13 protein-coding genes are annotated in these 14,664 nt (G+C 37.0%); all 13 read right to left on the bottom strand.

The genetic code is table 11. From position 1 onward, the window contains the following. Positions 1 to 2: 2 nt before the first annotated feature. The 13 genes from proC to J6L95_RS00760 all read right to left on the bottom strand — a co-directional run bounded on the left by proC (position 3) and on the right by J6L95_RS00760 (position 14,653). The gene (proC, locus tag J6L95_RS00820) at positions 3 to 776 is read right to left on the bottom strand and encodes a pyrroline-5-carboxylate reductase (RefSeq protein WP_029070215.1); all 774 of its coding nucleotides are present in this window, start codon (positions 774 to 776) and stop codon (positions 3 to 5) included. 52 nt (positions 777 to 828) lie between these two features. After that, positions 829 to 1,908, bottom strand: a complete 1,080-nt coding sequence (gene ftsZ, locus J6L95_RS00815; RefSeq protein ID WP_107318147.1) for a cell division protein FtsZ — start codon at positions 1,906 to 1,908, stop codon at positions 829 to 831. Between the two features lie 19 nt (positions 1,909 to 1,927). After that, complete coding sequence (locus J6L95_RS00810) at positions 1,928 to 3,193, bottom strand: cell division FtsA domain-containing protein (protein WP_029070213.1); 1,266 nt, start codon at positions 3,191 to 3,193, stop codon at positions 1,928 to 1,930. A 118-nt stretch (positions 3,194 to 3,311) separates the two neighbouring features. Then, positions 3,312 to 4,112, bottom strand: coding sequence for a cell division protein FtsQ/DivIB (locus J6L95_RS00805; protein ID WP_287457744.1), 801 nt, complete (start codon positions 4,110 to 4,112; stop codon positions 3,312 to 3,314). After that, positions 4,109 to 5,029: a UDP-N-acetylmuramate dehydrogenase gene (gene murB, locus J6L95_RS00800; protein WP_353806776.1), complete on the bottom strand. Its 921-nt coding sequence runs from the start codon at positions 5,027 to 5,029 to the stop codon at positions 4,109 to 4,111. Before murB ends, J6L95_RS00805 begins: the two co-directional genes overlap by 4 nt. 1 nt (position 5,030) lies before the next feature. After that, entirely contained in the window at positions 5,031 to 6,116 is a 1,086-nt protein-coding gene (gene murG / locus J6L95_RS00795; RefSeq protein WP_029070210.1) for an undecaprenyldiphospho-muramoylpentapeptide beta-N-acetylglucosaminyltransferase, read from the bottom strand. A 53-nt stretch (positions 6,117 to 6,169) separates the two neighbouring features. Beyond that, a complete protein-coding gene (murD, locus tag J6L95_RS00790) occupies positions 6,170 to 7,513 on the bottom strand; it encodes a UDP-N-acetylmuramoyl-L-alanine--D-glutamate ligase (RefSeq protein ID WP_287457743.1) in 1,344 nt (447 codons plus the stop codon). Position 7,514: 1 nt separating this feature from the next. Further along, a complete protein-coding gene (gene mraY, locus J6L95_RS00785; RefSeq protein WP_029070208.1) occupies positions 7,515 to 8,489 on the bottom strand; it encodes a phospho-N-acetylmuramoyl-pentapeptide-transferase in 975 nt (324 codons plus the stop codon). A gap of 71 nt (positions 8,490 to 8,560) precedes the next feature. Then, positions 8,561 to 10,699 (bottom strand): penicillin-binding protein, encoded by a 2,139-nt coding sequence (locus tag J6L95_RS00780; protein WP_287457742.1) that lies wholly within the window; start codon positions 10,697 to 10,699, stop codon positions 8,561 to 8,563. Continuing rightward, positions 10,699 to 10,998, bottom strand: a complete 300-nt coding sequence (locus tag J6L95_RS00775; protein ID WP_051550640.1) for a hypothetical protein — start codon at positions 10,996 to 10,998, stop codon at positions 10,699 to 10,701. Before J6L95_RS00775 ends, J6L95_RS00780 begins: the two co-directional genes overlap by 1 nt. Continuing rightward, the gene (gene rsmH, locus J6L95_RS00770; protein ID WP_029072379.1) at positions 10,979 to 11,932 is read right to left on the bottom strand and encodes a 16S rRNA (cytosine(1402)-N(4))-methyltransferase RsmH; all 954 of its coding nucleotides are present in this window, start codon (positions 11,930 to 11,932) and stop codon (positions 10,979 to 10,981) included. Before rsmH ends, J6L95_RS00775 begins: the two co-directional genes overlap by 20 nt. A 2-nt stretch (positions 11,933 to 11,934) precedes the next feature. Continuing rightward, the gene (gene mraZ / locus J6L95_RS00765) at positions 11,935 to 12,393 is read right to left on the bottom strand and encodes a division/cell wall cluster transcriptional repressor MraZ (RefSeq protein ID WP_353806775.1); all 459 of its coding nucleotides are present in this window, start codon (positions 12,391 to 12,393) and stop codon (positions 11,935 to 11,937) included. A gap of 160 nt (positions 12,394 to 12,553) precedes the next feature. After that, positions 12,554 to 14,653: a hypothetical protein gene (locus tag J6L95_RS00760; RefSeq protein WP_287457741.1), complete on the bottom strand. Its 2,100-nt coding sequence runs from the start codon at positions 14,651 to 14,653 to the stop codon at positions 12,554 to 12,556. Positions 14,654 to 14,664: the final 11 nt, after the last annotated feature.

Raw genomic sequence — 14,664 nt, 5'->3', positions numbered from 1 at the left:
TATTACATTGATTTTTCAATAGCTGCCATGAAAGCAGAACGAATAGCACCATCTTCTAGTGCTCTGACACCACGGATTGTAGAACCACCTGGTGATGTTACACGATCCTTTAATTCTCCTGGATGAATACCAGTTTCTAGTTGCATCTTTCCACTACCTAATACTGTCTGACTAGCTAATGTGTAGGCAGCCTGACGTGGAAGTCCTTTTGCGACTGCACCATCAGCTAATGCTTCAATGACCATATAGATGAATGCTGGTCCACATCCTGACAAGGCACCACCGACATTCATAAGGTGAGATGGCAAGATTTCTACTGAACCTGCTTTTTCAAAGCATGATTTGATAAAATTGAATTCTTCATTTGTTAATGAATGTTTTTCTTCAATAAGTACCATACCTTCTCCTACCTGGATTGGTGTGTTTGGCATGAATGTTAAATGTCTAGTAGAAGAATCTAGCATTGTTTCATATTTAGCAAAGTCGTATCCTAATACCATTGATACAACAGCCTTGTTTTTTAAATCATCTTTAATTGGGGCAATAACCTTTTCAACAACCTGTGGCTTAACAGCAATAAAGATCATTTCACTTTGATTGATGACTTCTTTAGCATCATCAAAGACAGCTACGCCTCTTTCGATTGCACGTTTCTGTGCTGCTTCAGAAAGATCACATCCACAGATATCTTCTGATTGTACAGCCCCTTTTTTAATAAAGCCTTCTTGGATGGCAGAAGCCATATTCCCCATCCCAATAAATCCAAATTTGTACATAATTTCCTCCTCAATTATATAAAAAGCTAACAGTCACCTGTTAGCTTCTTTTTTAAATTCTTCTATTCTTTAAGAATGCAGGTACATCATCATCGATTTCATCTTCTGGTTCTTCAAAGCTTGAAGATGGAATCTTACGAGATGTCTTAGCCGTATACGAAGTTTCAGGCATTGTTGGTTCCTCTTCTTCTTCGAAACCAGTTGCAATGATTGTAACGATAATCTGATCATCTAATGATTCATTAATAGCAACACCTAAGATTGTATTAACTTCATTACCAACAGCTTCCTGAATAGCAGCTAAAGCTGTACTTGCATCATATAATGAAATATTTGGTCCACCAGTTACGTTAACAATTGCATCCTTAGCACCAGCAACAGATACATCAAGAAGTGGAGAAGAGATAGCTCTCTTAGCAGCTTCTTCTGCCTTGTTGTCGCCATCGCTCATACCAATACCAATCAATGCAGCACCACGATCTTTCATGACTGAAGATACATCCGCAAAGTCAAGGTTGATGAATGCTGGAATGGCAATCAAGTCAGTGATTGTCTGAACACCCTGACGAAGCACATTATCTGCTTCCTTGAATGCTTCACCCATTGGTCTACCACCAATAGCATCTAATAGACGGTCGTTAGATACGACGATAATAGAATCGACATTCTGTTTTAATTCATCTAATCCAGCCTGTGCCTGTCTTGCACGTCTTGGTCCTTCAAATGAGAAAGGAGAAGTGACAACAGCTACTGTCAATGCACCTAGTTCTCTTGCGATCTTAGCAATGACAGGTGCAGCACCAGTACCAGTTCCACCGCCCATACCGGCAGCAACAAAGACCATGTTAGCACCAGTTAAAGCTTCACGAATATCATTTTCAGCTTCAACTGCAGCCTTACGTCCAATTTCTGGATTTCCACCGGCACCTAGTCCGTGAGTTAAATCTTTACCTAAAATTAATTTTTCTACATCATTGATACCTTTTAACATCTGTGCATCAGTGTTGGCTACATAGAATTCTACGCCTTTAACGCCATCCTGAACCATTCTTGTGACAGCGTTGCATCCTCCGCCGCCAACTCCCACTACTTTAATATTTGCAACCTGAACAAAATCCATATTTAAATCCATAGTCCTCTATCCTCTTTCTTTACTCATCATCACTTAAAATCGCTTCTAAAAATCTTTTAAAACGACCTTTATTTTCTGTCTCTGTTTTTGTTTTTGTTAACCCTTTTAATCGCATATTCATTGTACTTGACAAATCAGGTAGAGTCAATGAGACATTCTGTTCACCAAGCAGCTCCTTGCGATCATTGAGATAATAAACCATACCTAACGATGGAACAAAAGTCATATCTCTCGCACCGATTGTTTCTGGACGGTAACATCTTACCGGTGATCCAAGAGCATCCGTAGCCACTTCATCAAAGAAAGGCAGCTCTCCTCCACCACCAACAATGACTGTTTCATAATTACGTCCATCGTTGATTACATCAATCTTGCTTTTAACAACTTCCATCATGTCCTGAACAGCTCTTGTCAATACGCCAGATAAATCTTTCTGCGTATAATTGACAATACGTCCATCCACGTTAGAAGAAAGAATTACATCTTCATTGCCAAGATCTTTTTGACATGTTCCATATTTTACCTTGTAGACTTCAGCCTGATTCATTGGAATCTGCCATTCTACTGCGATTGCTTTTGTTAAGTCAAAGCCTCCCACCGGGGCCTGTGTTAAATACTTTAAGTATCCATCTTCAAAGAATGCAATTGTAGATGAACGATATCCTACATCAATAAGAATAGCGCCCTCCTGTAAATAAACTGCATCAAATGCTTCCTTCGCTGAAGCGTAGGCATCTATTGTAATATCCAACAGCTCTAGACCTGCTTTTTCTACCGCTGTCAAATAGGCATATAACGTTTTCTTGCGTGTTGCAATGATCATTGTTTCTGCTTTAAGAGATGCTGATCTGACTCCAAGTGGAATCTTATCGAGCGTTCTAGTGTCTGTATGATAACGAATAGCCACCGTTGAAACAACATCTTCATTCTTGCTCAATTCAAACCTTCTAGAAAGCTTGATTGTACGTAGTACATCATCAACACCGATTTTATCTGATGGAGAATTTACTTTAGTAATGCCATCTCCCAAATAAACTCTTGCATCATGTGATGGAAGAACGAGCGCAACACTTTGAATAGTCGTATTCAATTCTTTGTTTGCCTCATTAACAATGGAATGAATGTCTTCTACGACCGCATCCATATCTTTTATTTCTCCTTTGCTGATACCATGACTTGGAATCTTCTTAGAGAAAAGGATATTAATATTTGCACTGACTGTTTCAGCTACCAGTAATTTAATTGTCGTTGATCCGATATCTAAAACGGCATATATTTCTTTCATATTTATTCTCCCCATTTACACATATATTTATATTATCATAAAACAAGGTTTATTGAAATAAAGTAAGACAAAAAGTATACAATTTATTGTAAAAAAACCTCTTGTCTAAACAAAAGGTTTATTTCTTATAATCAAATTTATCATCAGATGAATACATATATAATTTTCCATTCATAAAGACATACGTCTGTACATCTTTTTGAACGACATTATTGGCCTGATAATCAAATCTTTCAAATACATCAACCATCTCATTGACTCTTACAACGAGAACTTTTCCATTATCCATAATCATACGTACCCTGAAAGGTTCCGTCTTAGAATTAGAAAGAATGATATCACTTACTGAACTATGTACATTCTCTGGTATTTTGACATATTCTTTTGCAAACTTTTTCAATTGTCCAAAAGATTTAAAATGAGAAACCTTCACGTATTTCTTAACATCACCTAGTCCCATTTCAGGACTGTTTTCAAAGACATGTCCCATTGAATCAATGATATATGTCTTATTCTTGATTGTCGCATAAGCAAGAATATCACCTTCACTTACACGAACACTCAGATGTCCTAGTAGATTCTTAGAAACATCTGCTTTCTTAATAAGTGGCATATCCAATACTTTCTTTTCTACCTTGTTGGTATTAAGCAAGAAAATCGTATCTTTCTTATATTGACTTAATACCTTCTGAATATACTTGGTAGAAATTGTCTGGTTGCCTTCTACACTAATGGTACGAATTCTTGAGAAATCAGAGATAAAATAGAGTACAATCAAAGATAAAACGAAAAGGAAAAGAAAGATCTTTGCCTTCTTTTTTAATCTTAGCTTCTTCTTTTTTCTAAGCAGGACTTTACGAGGATCACTATTGTATTCCCCTATGTTTCCAAATAGTTCCTGCGCTTGTCTTTTGGTCATAGATTCTCCCAGTTGACAAGAATAACTTCTTTTTTGAGTTCTACTCCAAATTTATCTTTAACGCTCTTTTCGACCAAATGTATTAAATCAAGAACATCCTTAGCGGATGCATATCCGTTGTTGACAATAAAGTTAGAATGCTTTGGTGACACCTGTGCTCCACCGATTTCATATCCTCTAAGGCCCACTTCATCGACATATTGCCATGCGGCTTTATTGGCTGGATTACGGAACACACTGCCGGCACTTGCAAAATTCCAAGGCTGAGACGACATGCGTCGTTCTTTACGTTTATCAAGCACCGCTCTTATTTCATTAGGATCTTTCACATTCATCCTGAATGTTCCTTCAATGATCACCCATTCAGGATGACTTTGTAAAATAGAATGACGATAATCAAACTGCATCTGTTCTTTATTTAAAGTGATAATCTCATTGTTTTCATTAAGAATCTGACAAGACTCAAAAACATCCGCAATACAGTACTTATAAGCACCTGCATTCATATAGAGCGCTCCCCCGATTGTTCCAGGGATACCACCCATAAATTCAAATCCTGACAAGCCTACCTTAGCACTTTGATAAGCCAATGCAATAAGACTAGCACCGGATTGTGCCTTAATGATATTGCCATTATAATGCACTTTATTTAAGGCATTAAGTGAAACAATAACACCTTCAAAGACACTATCAGAGAAAAGCAGGTCACTGCCTTTTCCAAGTACCATATACTTTAACTGATGATTTCTTATAAAACTAAGTACTTTCTTTAACTCATCAATACCACGTGGTTCACAGAAGATTCGCGCTGGTCCACCGACCTTATAGGTCGTATGCTTATACATTGGTTCATCTTGAATGACTTCCCCAATATCTAGCGCCAATAATTCATTATAGATTGTCGTCATATTCATCATACTAACCCCTTTCTAAGAGTTTCTTGATTTCACCATAAATATCTTCACAGGCATGAGGTTTTCCCATAGCCTTAGCATTCTTTTTCATATTTTCTCTCATTTCATCATTGTTCATCAATAATGAAATTTTTTCTACTAATTCATCTTCATTAAGATCTTTTTCAAGAATCATAAGGGCTGCTTCATTGTTAACTAATTCCATCGCATTATGTTCCTGATGATTCATCACAACATAAGGACTTGGAATAAGAATAGAAGCACTGCCAAGAGAGGTCATCTCTGCTAAAGTTGTAGCTCCCGCACGAGATACAATAATATCACTGCTCTTCAATACGCTAGGCATATCATCGATATAGGGTACAATATGAATATTATCATTGAAAGAAGCTTCCTTCTTCATTTCTTCATAATGTGCTTTTCCTGTCGCATATAAAATATGATAATCTTCATTTTCCATCTTCTTTAAAGCAGAAACCATTGTCTTATTGATAGTCGCTGAACCTAAAGATCCCATTACAATCACAACAACCTTCTTATCACGAGGGATATTATAGATATCATGTACATCCTTAAGATCATTTTCCCACACCTTGCTGGCACGAGGATTTCCTAATAGCTTTGTCTTTTCAGCAGGGAACTGTTCAAGCGCCTGCTTATAGCAGCAGATGATTTCATCAACCTTGTTGATGAGGATCTTATTTGTTAAACCAATGATAGAATTCTGTTCATGGATCATAGTAGGAATCTTCTTCTTGCTTGCAGCAAGTACAATGGATGCACTTGGATAGCCACCAAATCCAACAACTAAATCAGGCTTAAATTCTTTTAAGATCTTCTTCGAGTGAGATAATGACTTAATAAAAAGCAAAACATTCTTTACTTTCTGAAGAGGATTACCTGATAGTCCTTTTACATGAAGTCCCTTATAGGCATAACCTAATTCAGGTACGACATGCGCTTCTAATCGATCAGTTGTTCCTACAAAAAGAAACTCTGCTGTAGGATCTTGACTTTTAATATAATCTACCAATGCAAGAGCAGGATATAAATGTCCTCCTGTCCCTCCGGCACTTACTATTATTTTCATATTTATCACCTTATCTATTGTATCATATTATCTTTTTTTCTCAAAAAGCAGCCTTAAAGCTGCTTAACGATTTCTTTAAATTTTCTTCCTCTTTCACCCATGTTATTAAATTCATCAAATGAGCTAGTAGAAGGAGAAAGCAAAATGACATCTCCACTTGTTGCAAGTTCATTAGCTTTCAAGATAGCATCTTTCATATGAGAGACTTCATAAGTATGAGGATGATGCATATCACAAGCAAAACGATGACCTGCTTCACCAAATGTCACAAGGTATTTAATGTGATCATTTAATGCACGTACATCATCTAAAGGTAATCCTTTTTCATGTCCACCCATCAATAAGATAACAGGTTTCTCAAAAGCCTTAATCGCAATCACTGCGGCATCAGTGTTAGTCCCTTTTGAATCATTATAGAACTTCACACCCTTTTTCTCTGTAACATATTCTAGACGATGTTCTACCCCAGTAAATAATGAAATAGCTTCTCTAATTGTCTTTAACGATACGTTACTATGAACACAGGCAATAATAGCAACCATGATATTAGAAATATTATGAAGTCCTACAATCTTGATTTCATCACGAGTGATAACTTCTTCTCCCTTATAGTAGATTGTACGATCCTTTAACATACAATCAGCATCCTGATGTAGCGAGAATGTTTCAATCTTATTATGAGGAGGAATCTTTTCTAGATAAGATGTCAAAGTCTTATCGTCAAGATTTCTGATAAAGATCGCATCCTGATCACAGTTTTCATAGATTCTCATCTTTGATGCATAGTATTCATCAAGACTGTCCATATAATCAAGATGATCAGGAGTCAAGTTCAAGACACTTGAAACCTGTGGCTTAAATTCATGAATATCCAACAGCTGGAAGTTAGACATTTCTAGTACAATATCATGTCCTTCTTCTTCATAAAGACGTTCATCCATAACAACATCACAATAAGGAATACCATAGTTTCCACAAATGTGTGCTTTCTTATTAGCATGCTTTAAGATTGAATAAAGCAAAGACACCGTTGTCGTCTTTCCATTTGTTCCTGTAATCGCAATATAATGCTGAGGGCGGGCTACCTGATAGCCTAACTCAATTTCAGTAAGAACAGGAATACCACGTTCTTTTAATCTTAAAACATAAGGTGCATGGTAATTGATGCCAGGTACCTTTACGACAAAATCAAAATCTCTTTCAAATAATTCATCAGGCATACCACCGTAGATAACTTCCATCCCCTTGTTGATATACTCATCATAATGAGCAATCTTTTCTTTTGGGCTTCCATCATTGATAGTGATCTTAGCACCAAAATGTTCCAAAAGGCGAATAGCTGCCTGACCTGATTTTCCTAGACCTAATACTAAGACTTTCTTATCTTTTATTTCCATTTTACATGACTCCAATCAACACACTGGCAATAGCAGCTAATGCTTCTACAAGCCAGAATACAAGTACCACTTTTGTTTCAGACCATCCACACATTTCAAAATGATGATGGATAGGTGCCATCTTAAAGACTCTTTTTCCTCTAGTCTTAAATGAAATAACCTGAATAATAACAGACAGTGTTTCACATAGTGGAACAAGTCCAATTAAGATCAATAGCAGTTCCTGCTTTGTTAAGATTGATAATGCGGCAAGAACACCACCTAATGCTAAAGAACCACAATCCCCCATAAAGATTTTAGCTGGATTATAGTTAAAATGCATAAAGCCTGCTAATGCCCCGATCATTGCTGCACAGAAGATCACAATAGCCCAATTTTTTAAGATCAATGCGAAGATGATATAGGGAACAATGGCAATCATGACTAATCCTGTAGCCAATCCATCTAGTCCATCAGATAAGTTGACCGCATTGCTTTCAGCAGTAAACATGAAATAAACAAGTACTGGATAAAGCCATCCAAGATCCACATTCAACTGTGTAAACGGAATCGTAATCTGATGACTAAATTCAGGAATAGTTCTCGCTGCTAACATATAGAAACCAATCGCAAATACTGACTGCAATAGATATTTATGTAGCGGTCTTAATCCCTTGTTGCTTTTTTGTACTACAATTAAGTAATCATCTACAAAACCAATAAAGCCAAAGCCAGCTAATGCAAAAACAAGAAGATTAATATAGGGATTCTTCAAGAATTCAATATTGCATAAATACACTGCAACGATAGCTGCAATAATAAAGACAAGTCCACCCATTGTAGGTGTTCCCTGCTTAGCTTTATGTGAAGCAAGTCCTTCCTCTCTTTCAATCTGTCCAAACTTAAGCTTATGCAAGAATGGAATAACCTGTGGCATTGTCAGCAAGACAAATAAGAGTGCCACGACAAAAGTTAATACTAATCTAATAAGATTCATAACGTTTTTCTCCCCTTTGTTAAACGCCTACACTATAGCATAATTTATCATTATTAACAATAAGGTTTATGCTACTTTGCATAAACCTTAATCTTTTGATTTAGTTTGATTTCAGCACCTTTTTCTACATCCTGCTTATAGATTGTACCTGCTCCTTCAGTTTCAATTGTGACCCCAGAAAGAGCACCAAAAGCTTCCGCTTCTTTTCTTGACCATCCTTCCATTGAAGGCATGATGATCTTATTGCCATCGGTTGCAATCATAACACGTGACGACGATGTAATTGTCGATTGACTTTCAGGATACTGATTTGTAACACTCTTGCCATCTTCTCCAATAATGATTGGTGTGACACCATTCTTCTTTAACATATTATTGGCATACTCTACAGACTGATTTGTAAAGTTTGGCATCGTGTAAGTATTCGTCTTAACTTTCTTAGAACTATCCTTATGAATATTCAATGCGGACTTCGCAATTGCCTTAATGACATTAGCAGCATCTCCAGTATAGTTGGATGTATTCTGCCATGTAATCACAAAGACAACTTCTGGATCATCATAAGGTGCAAGACCTGCAAATGTATGTGAATGAAGTGATGCTGAGTAAGAACCATTTACTGCCACCTGACCAGTACCAGATTTACCGATAATATCAACTTCGGAATCTTTATAGTGCGCATGTACTGTACCAGCCTTATTGTGAGTAACACCATACATCAGATACTTCATTGTCTTTACTGCTTCAGTAGAATAGATCTTCTCTGAATATGTAGTCTTAGCAGAATAGATTGTTTTCTTGTTAGTCGGATTAACAACCTTTTCTACAAGATAAGGTTCAACATATTTTCCATCATTTGCAAAAACACTATACCCTCTTAACAGCTGGAATGGTGTTACAGAAGAACCTTGTCCAAATCCAGTTGTATAGTATTCAAGACTCTTTGATTTCCCATCATATCCTTTAACCCCAGAACCTGATGTCAAGCCATCAACCGTACTAGATTTAAAGAATCCTAAGCGATCATAATCAGAAATCAATGATTTCATATTTGTCTTGCTTTGTAAAATATTACAGATAGCTACATTGGAAGAACGATATAATCCTTCTCCATAAGTGATTCTACCCCAACCTGTCCTATTGACATCATGAATCTGGGCAATCACTTTACCTGCTGAACGATAAGTGAAGACCCCTGAATGATAGTAATCATTGATATCTAACACTTTATCAGTCAGCGCATTCGCATAGACGAAGACCTTGAATGCAGAACCACATTCATAGGCTCCATTTAAGAAAATACTATTGAAGTTTTTCATGTTACGTTTATTAGGATCAAAAGAAGGATAATCACTTACTGCAAGAATTTTTCCTGTCTTTGCTTCCATAATCGCACATGTTGCCTTATCAGGCTTAGCTTTCTCAATAAATTCTTTCATCAATGAATCAAGCTCAGTCTGAATACGGCTGTCTATTGTTAAATAAACATCATTACCCGGTGTTGATTTCTTATAATAAAGTTCCCCACCTGGCAATACATTTTTCTTGGAATCAATCAAATAGATCTGTTTTCCATTTTTTCCTTGAAGATAATTATTGTAGCTCTTTTCGATACCAAGTTCTCCAACGAGCTGCTTATCATCATCTTTTGCTGATTTGGCATAGCCAATCTCATACGATGCAAAATCACCAAAAGTATAGTTTCTTGAACGTACTTCTTTAAATTCCAATCCTGGTAATTTTAATCTTTCAATCTTATCTTTCACAACAGCAGATAGGTTTTTAGAGTAGTTTCCAAATTCTACCTGATAACCCTTTGATTGCATCTTCTTGTAAAGATACTCTTCATCTGCTCCAAGAATCTTTGATAAAGCCTTAGCAGTCTTTCTTTTATCAACTACATACGCAGGCTCATTCTTTGCAGTAACACGAATAGGCGAAATATATGTAATCAGATTGTATCTCTTAACATCCTTAGCAGCAACTTCACCATCACTTGTATAGATCGTACCTCTAGTCGCATATTCTGTCTTAGTAATACGACCAGCTCCACGTGTCTTATTATAATCGCGAATGTTTTCTCCACTAACGATTGTTTTACCAGTTACGCATAGATAAGCAATATTGACGATTAGTCCTACTACGACTACCGCCATTATTCTCTTTAAAGCAATAATACCATAATTTGGATCTCTTTTCTTTCTTTTCACTATTTATCCTCACTTACTACGACTGCAGCAGTTGATCCCTGTTTATATGTATAGCCTTTAGCAGTTGCTACTTTCTTCAATCTAGAAAATGAAGCAAGCTCTGATTTCTGAATTTCAAGCCCATCAATATCTGATTGAATAGCAGAAATTTCATCCTGTCTCTTTTTTGTTTTGGCATTAATATCCATTTCAAGTGAGTTAAAGACAATATTACCTAAAATGGCAACGACAAATGCAAAAAAAGCAACTCTTTTAGCAATAATTAAAACTTTTGGATCATTAGTCTTTTTCTTCCCCATTTTCTTTTACCCTCTCAATCACTCTTAATTTTGCGGAATGAGAACGATGGTTCTCTTCCAATTCTTCTTCACTTGCCAGAATTGGTTTTCTTGTAACCTTCTTGAAGGATGGTTCAAGTCCTTCAGGAATAATCGCAATATTCTTTGGAAGATCTGGCATCTTCGTTAATTCATTAAAACGATATTTGCAGATCTTATCTTCCAATGACTGGAATGTAATCACTGCTACTCTTCCATTGACATTAAGCATTGACAAAGCATCATCCAATGCTTTTTCAAATACACCTAGCTCATCATTGACTTCAATACGAATAGCCTGGAAAGTTCTCTTTGCAGGATGTCCGCCTTTACGTCGATATTTGGCTGGAATCGCTTTCTTGATTACATCAACCAACTGGAAAGTTGTTTCAATCGGTTGAATTTCTCTTTCTTTCTCAATGCCTCTAGCAATAGATTTCGCAAATTTTTCATCTGCGTATTTGAATAAGATACGTACTAAATCATTGTACGAATATTCGTTGACAACTTCATAAGCACTTAGCTTTTGCTGCTGGTTCATGCGCATATCCAATCTTGCATCAAGATTGTAGCTAAATCCTCTTGAGGCTTCATCAAACTGTGGTGATGACACACCTAAATCAAAAAGTACACCATCGACTTTATAGACTCCACGTTTTTCAAGTTCACTTTTAATATTTTTAAAGTTCGAATGAATGATCGTAAAATGATCACTGATCTTGCTTAAACGTTCGCTTGCTGCGTCAATGGCATGCTGATCTTGATCAAAGCAGTAAAGGTGTCCACTCTCTAGCTGTGAAAGAATCTGCGAACTATGTCCACCTCCACCAAGTGTGCAATCCACATAAATACCATCTTTTTTTACTTGTAAAGCGTCTACCGCTTCATGTAACATCACACTTTTGTGTTCAAACATAATTACTCCTCTTCCAACATCTCTGATAATTCATCAAAATCTGCATCATTTTCTTCATAGTAGCTTTCCCATTTCTGCTGATTCCAGATTTCCATATGGTCACCTACACCAATGATGATGCATTCTTTTTCTAGTCCTGCCAAACTTCTTAAATCTGCAGGAATATTAATACGTCCCGTTTTATCAAACTCAACATCATGAGTCTTAGACTGTACAAGTCGCAAGAACTTACGGGCTTCTTTTTTACGTTGAGAAAGCTGTGCCAACCCTTGATAATAGGCATTCCATCCTTCCTCATTGTAAACATTCAGGCATCCTTCGTTTCCACGTGTTACATAGACCAAAGATCCGCACTGATTGCGCATTTTTGCAGGAATAGATAGTCTGCCCTTAGTATCCATGTTGTGTCTATATTCACCAAAGAACACCAGAATCCACCACCTTTTCCCACTTTCTGCCACTGTTTACCACTATTATAACAACCTGTTTTGCACTTGTACACTTTTTCTATAAGAAAATCCAAAAAAACTGTGGCTGTATTCACAATAAAATGTGCATAACCTGATGTTTTCTTTACCATATTCATAATTGGTTATATTGTGACAAAAAAAGACCCGTGTATTACCCACGGATCTCTTTCACTTTAAATAAAATCAAGACAATAATAATCAATCCTAAACAGCTACCTGCAATAATCAGATAGTATACATAGGATGGAGTAGCTACTTCCTGATTAAATATTTTCTCCAATTCTTCATAATGTTCTTTAAATACTTCAAGAACATACTTATCCCAATGTCTAGCATCCTTGCTTGCATTGCCAAAGACATAATCTTCCTGTCCATAATCCATAACATCAAAACCAGGAGTCGCCTTGTTAGCATTATGAGTGCGATAAGATACTGCAGCTTTCAATGTAAATGATCCATCTTCATTGACCCAAGAGCTAATATTAGTACCTGTCGCTTTTGTAGCTGTACCATTCTTTACTTGTTTTGTAGACGACTTGACAATCTCTTTATTATTGACATATTTTCCATACATCTGATCTACATATAAAGAGAATGAATCCCCAAGTACCTCCGAAGGCACATGTCCGCCATCCCATTGCCACTCAATCTTTGCATCAGTTCCAACACTGAGCCATTTTGCCTGAAGCTGAAGTGATGACATCATCGACATATCACCTTCTGCAGCTCCCATGACAATTCTACTCCAAGTAGGATTGTCAGTGGTCTTCTTGCCAATATAAACCATTGGATCATAAAGATCTACAATATTATTGCCATACTTATCACCACTTGAAATTTCATTAATGTCAGACTTGTAAGCTTCATACATCTCCTTAAATGAACTGTAGTTGTTCGCATTGACTCCACTTGAAGAAGACTTCGTATGTGTTCCCACTTGTCCAGTATAGCTATTTTCCACTTTCGCATATCGTCCTTCAATAAAGGCTTTTGCTTTATCCTTAGTACTCATCTTGGACACTGCTTCATCAGATAAAGCTTTCCCGTTCTGATCAAACCATGTCCATCCTTCACTATAATCAAGATTATCAAGATAACTCTGTAAAGAGTTTATCATCGTCGCAAGATAATAATTCAGATAAGTTCCACCATACCCATTGGTAGATGCATATTTCTTCTTATCATATTCAATAGCGAGTAGAACACGGTCCTCTTGATCACCATCATTATTAATATCCAATCCTACCTGTTTTTCATCAATAGAAAGCTTTTGACTATTAATATAGCTCATATACTTTTTAGCAAGATAAGAAGCCAGCTTCTTTTGAAAGTTCGTATTAAATGAATAAGATGTATCAAGATAATATTCAAAGGCCATAGCCATATCAGCCGATGATAATGGCGTAATGGCACTATAGGCAATACAGCCCCAGACACCATCACTTATAGCGACACGCTTGCCATTGATCACAACACTCGTATCATAGCTTCCATCCGTATTCTTATAGACACCAACAGCCCCTGCTTCTATTTCATAATCATAATAGTCTTCATTATTAGATGTCGCCGCCAGCATTGTGGCATGCGCACCACCACCTGATCCACCAGTAGAAACAAAGTAATTCACATTACCAGGAATATTGCCCAGTAAGATATTATACTTCACAAAACGTACCGCATTCTTTTGATCCACCAGACACAATGGTGCATCCCCCGTATAGTACGTATTCCCTGAAGAATCCGTCACGCTATCCTGCTTCCCACGATTTCCACACGCTACATTAATATAGCCTTCTTTCGCATACTCGCTAGACGCCTTTTGGCTTGTCTGACTGCTATAGCCAGCAGCGCCCGTATTGATAATGACCGGACAGCTTGTCGCTGTGTATGTCTGCTTGTTGGAACTTACAACCTGGCCAGTTTTATCAATGATCATATTGCCATTTACCTGTTGGCTATAGTTCTCTTCAGTGATATCCACCTTGCCATCACGGTTGGTATCTATGCCTTTGACATAGTTTGCTGGAACGCAGATTGAAACACCCTGTTCTTCTTCAATTTCTGGTGAAGTGACTGCCGTGACGACAGAGGATGTCCACGATTGTGATGACGCATCATACGTCCACGTATAGCTTGTATTGTTTGCAAGATTAAGCTTGTCCTCAATAGAACTTGTGGCACTAACTGGACTTATTCCATTTCCCATCAACATTACTACTAACCCAAAAATAAGTAAATAATGTTTTTTCATATTAGCCTCCT

This window comes from Kandleria sp. (genome assembly GCF_017934775.1).
Taxonomy (GTDB): domain Bacteria; phylum Bacillota_I; class Bacilli_A; order Erysipelotrichales; family Coprobacillaceae; genus Kandleria; species Kandleria vitulina.
The sequence above is the reverse complement of the archived record's forward strand: the minus strand, read 5'-3'. Positions and strand labels throughout refer to the sequence as shown.

Bases quoted from the DNA above. Each gene is read 5' to 3' on its own strand.
- rsmH (WP_029072379.1), bottom strand. From the start codon at position 11,932: ATGTTTGAACACAAAAGTGTGATGTTACATGAAGCGGTAGACGCTTTA.
- J6L95_RS00810 (WP_029070213.1), bottom strand. From the start codon at position 3,193: ATGAAAGAAATATATGCCGTTTTAGATATCGGATCAACGACAATTAAA.
- J6L95_RS00760 (WP_287457741.1), bottom strand. From the start codon at position 14,653: ATGAAAAAACATTATTTACTTATTTTTGGGTTAGTAGTAATGTTGATG.
- murG (WP_029070210.1), bottom strand. From the start codon at position 6,116: ATGAAAATAATAGTAAGTGCCGGAGGGACAGGAGGACATTTATATCCT.
- murB (WP_353806776.1), bottom strand. From the start codon at position 5,029: ATGATGAATATGACGACAATCTATAATGAATTATTGGCGCTAGATATT.
- mraY (WP_029070208.1), bottom strand. From the start codon at position 8,489: ATGAATCTTATTAGATTAGTATTAACTTTTGTCGTGGCACTCTTATTT.
- proC (WP_029070215.1), bottom strand. From the start codon at position 776: ATGTACAAATTTGGATTTATTGGGATGGGGAATATGGCTTCTGCCATC.
- J6L95_RS00805 (WP_287457744.1), bottom strand. From the start codon at position 4,112: ATGACCAAAAGACAAGCGCAGGAACTATTTGGAAACATAGGGGAATAC.
- J6L95_RS00775 (WP_051550640.1), bottom strand. From the start codon at position 10,998: ATGGGGAAGAAAAAGACTAATGATCCAAAAGTTTTAATTATTGCTAAA.
- ftsZ (WP_107318147.1), bottom strand. From the start codon at position 1,908: ATGGATTTAAATATGGATTTTGTTCAGGTTGCAAATATTAAAGTAGTG.
- murD (WP_287457743.1), bottom strand. From the start codon at position 7,513: ATGGAAATAAAAGATAAGAAAGTCTTAGTATTAGGTCTAGGAAAATCA.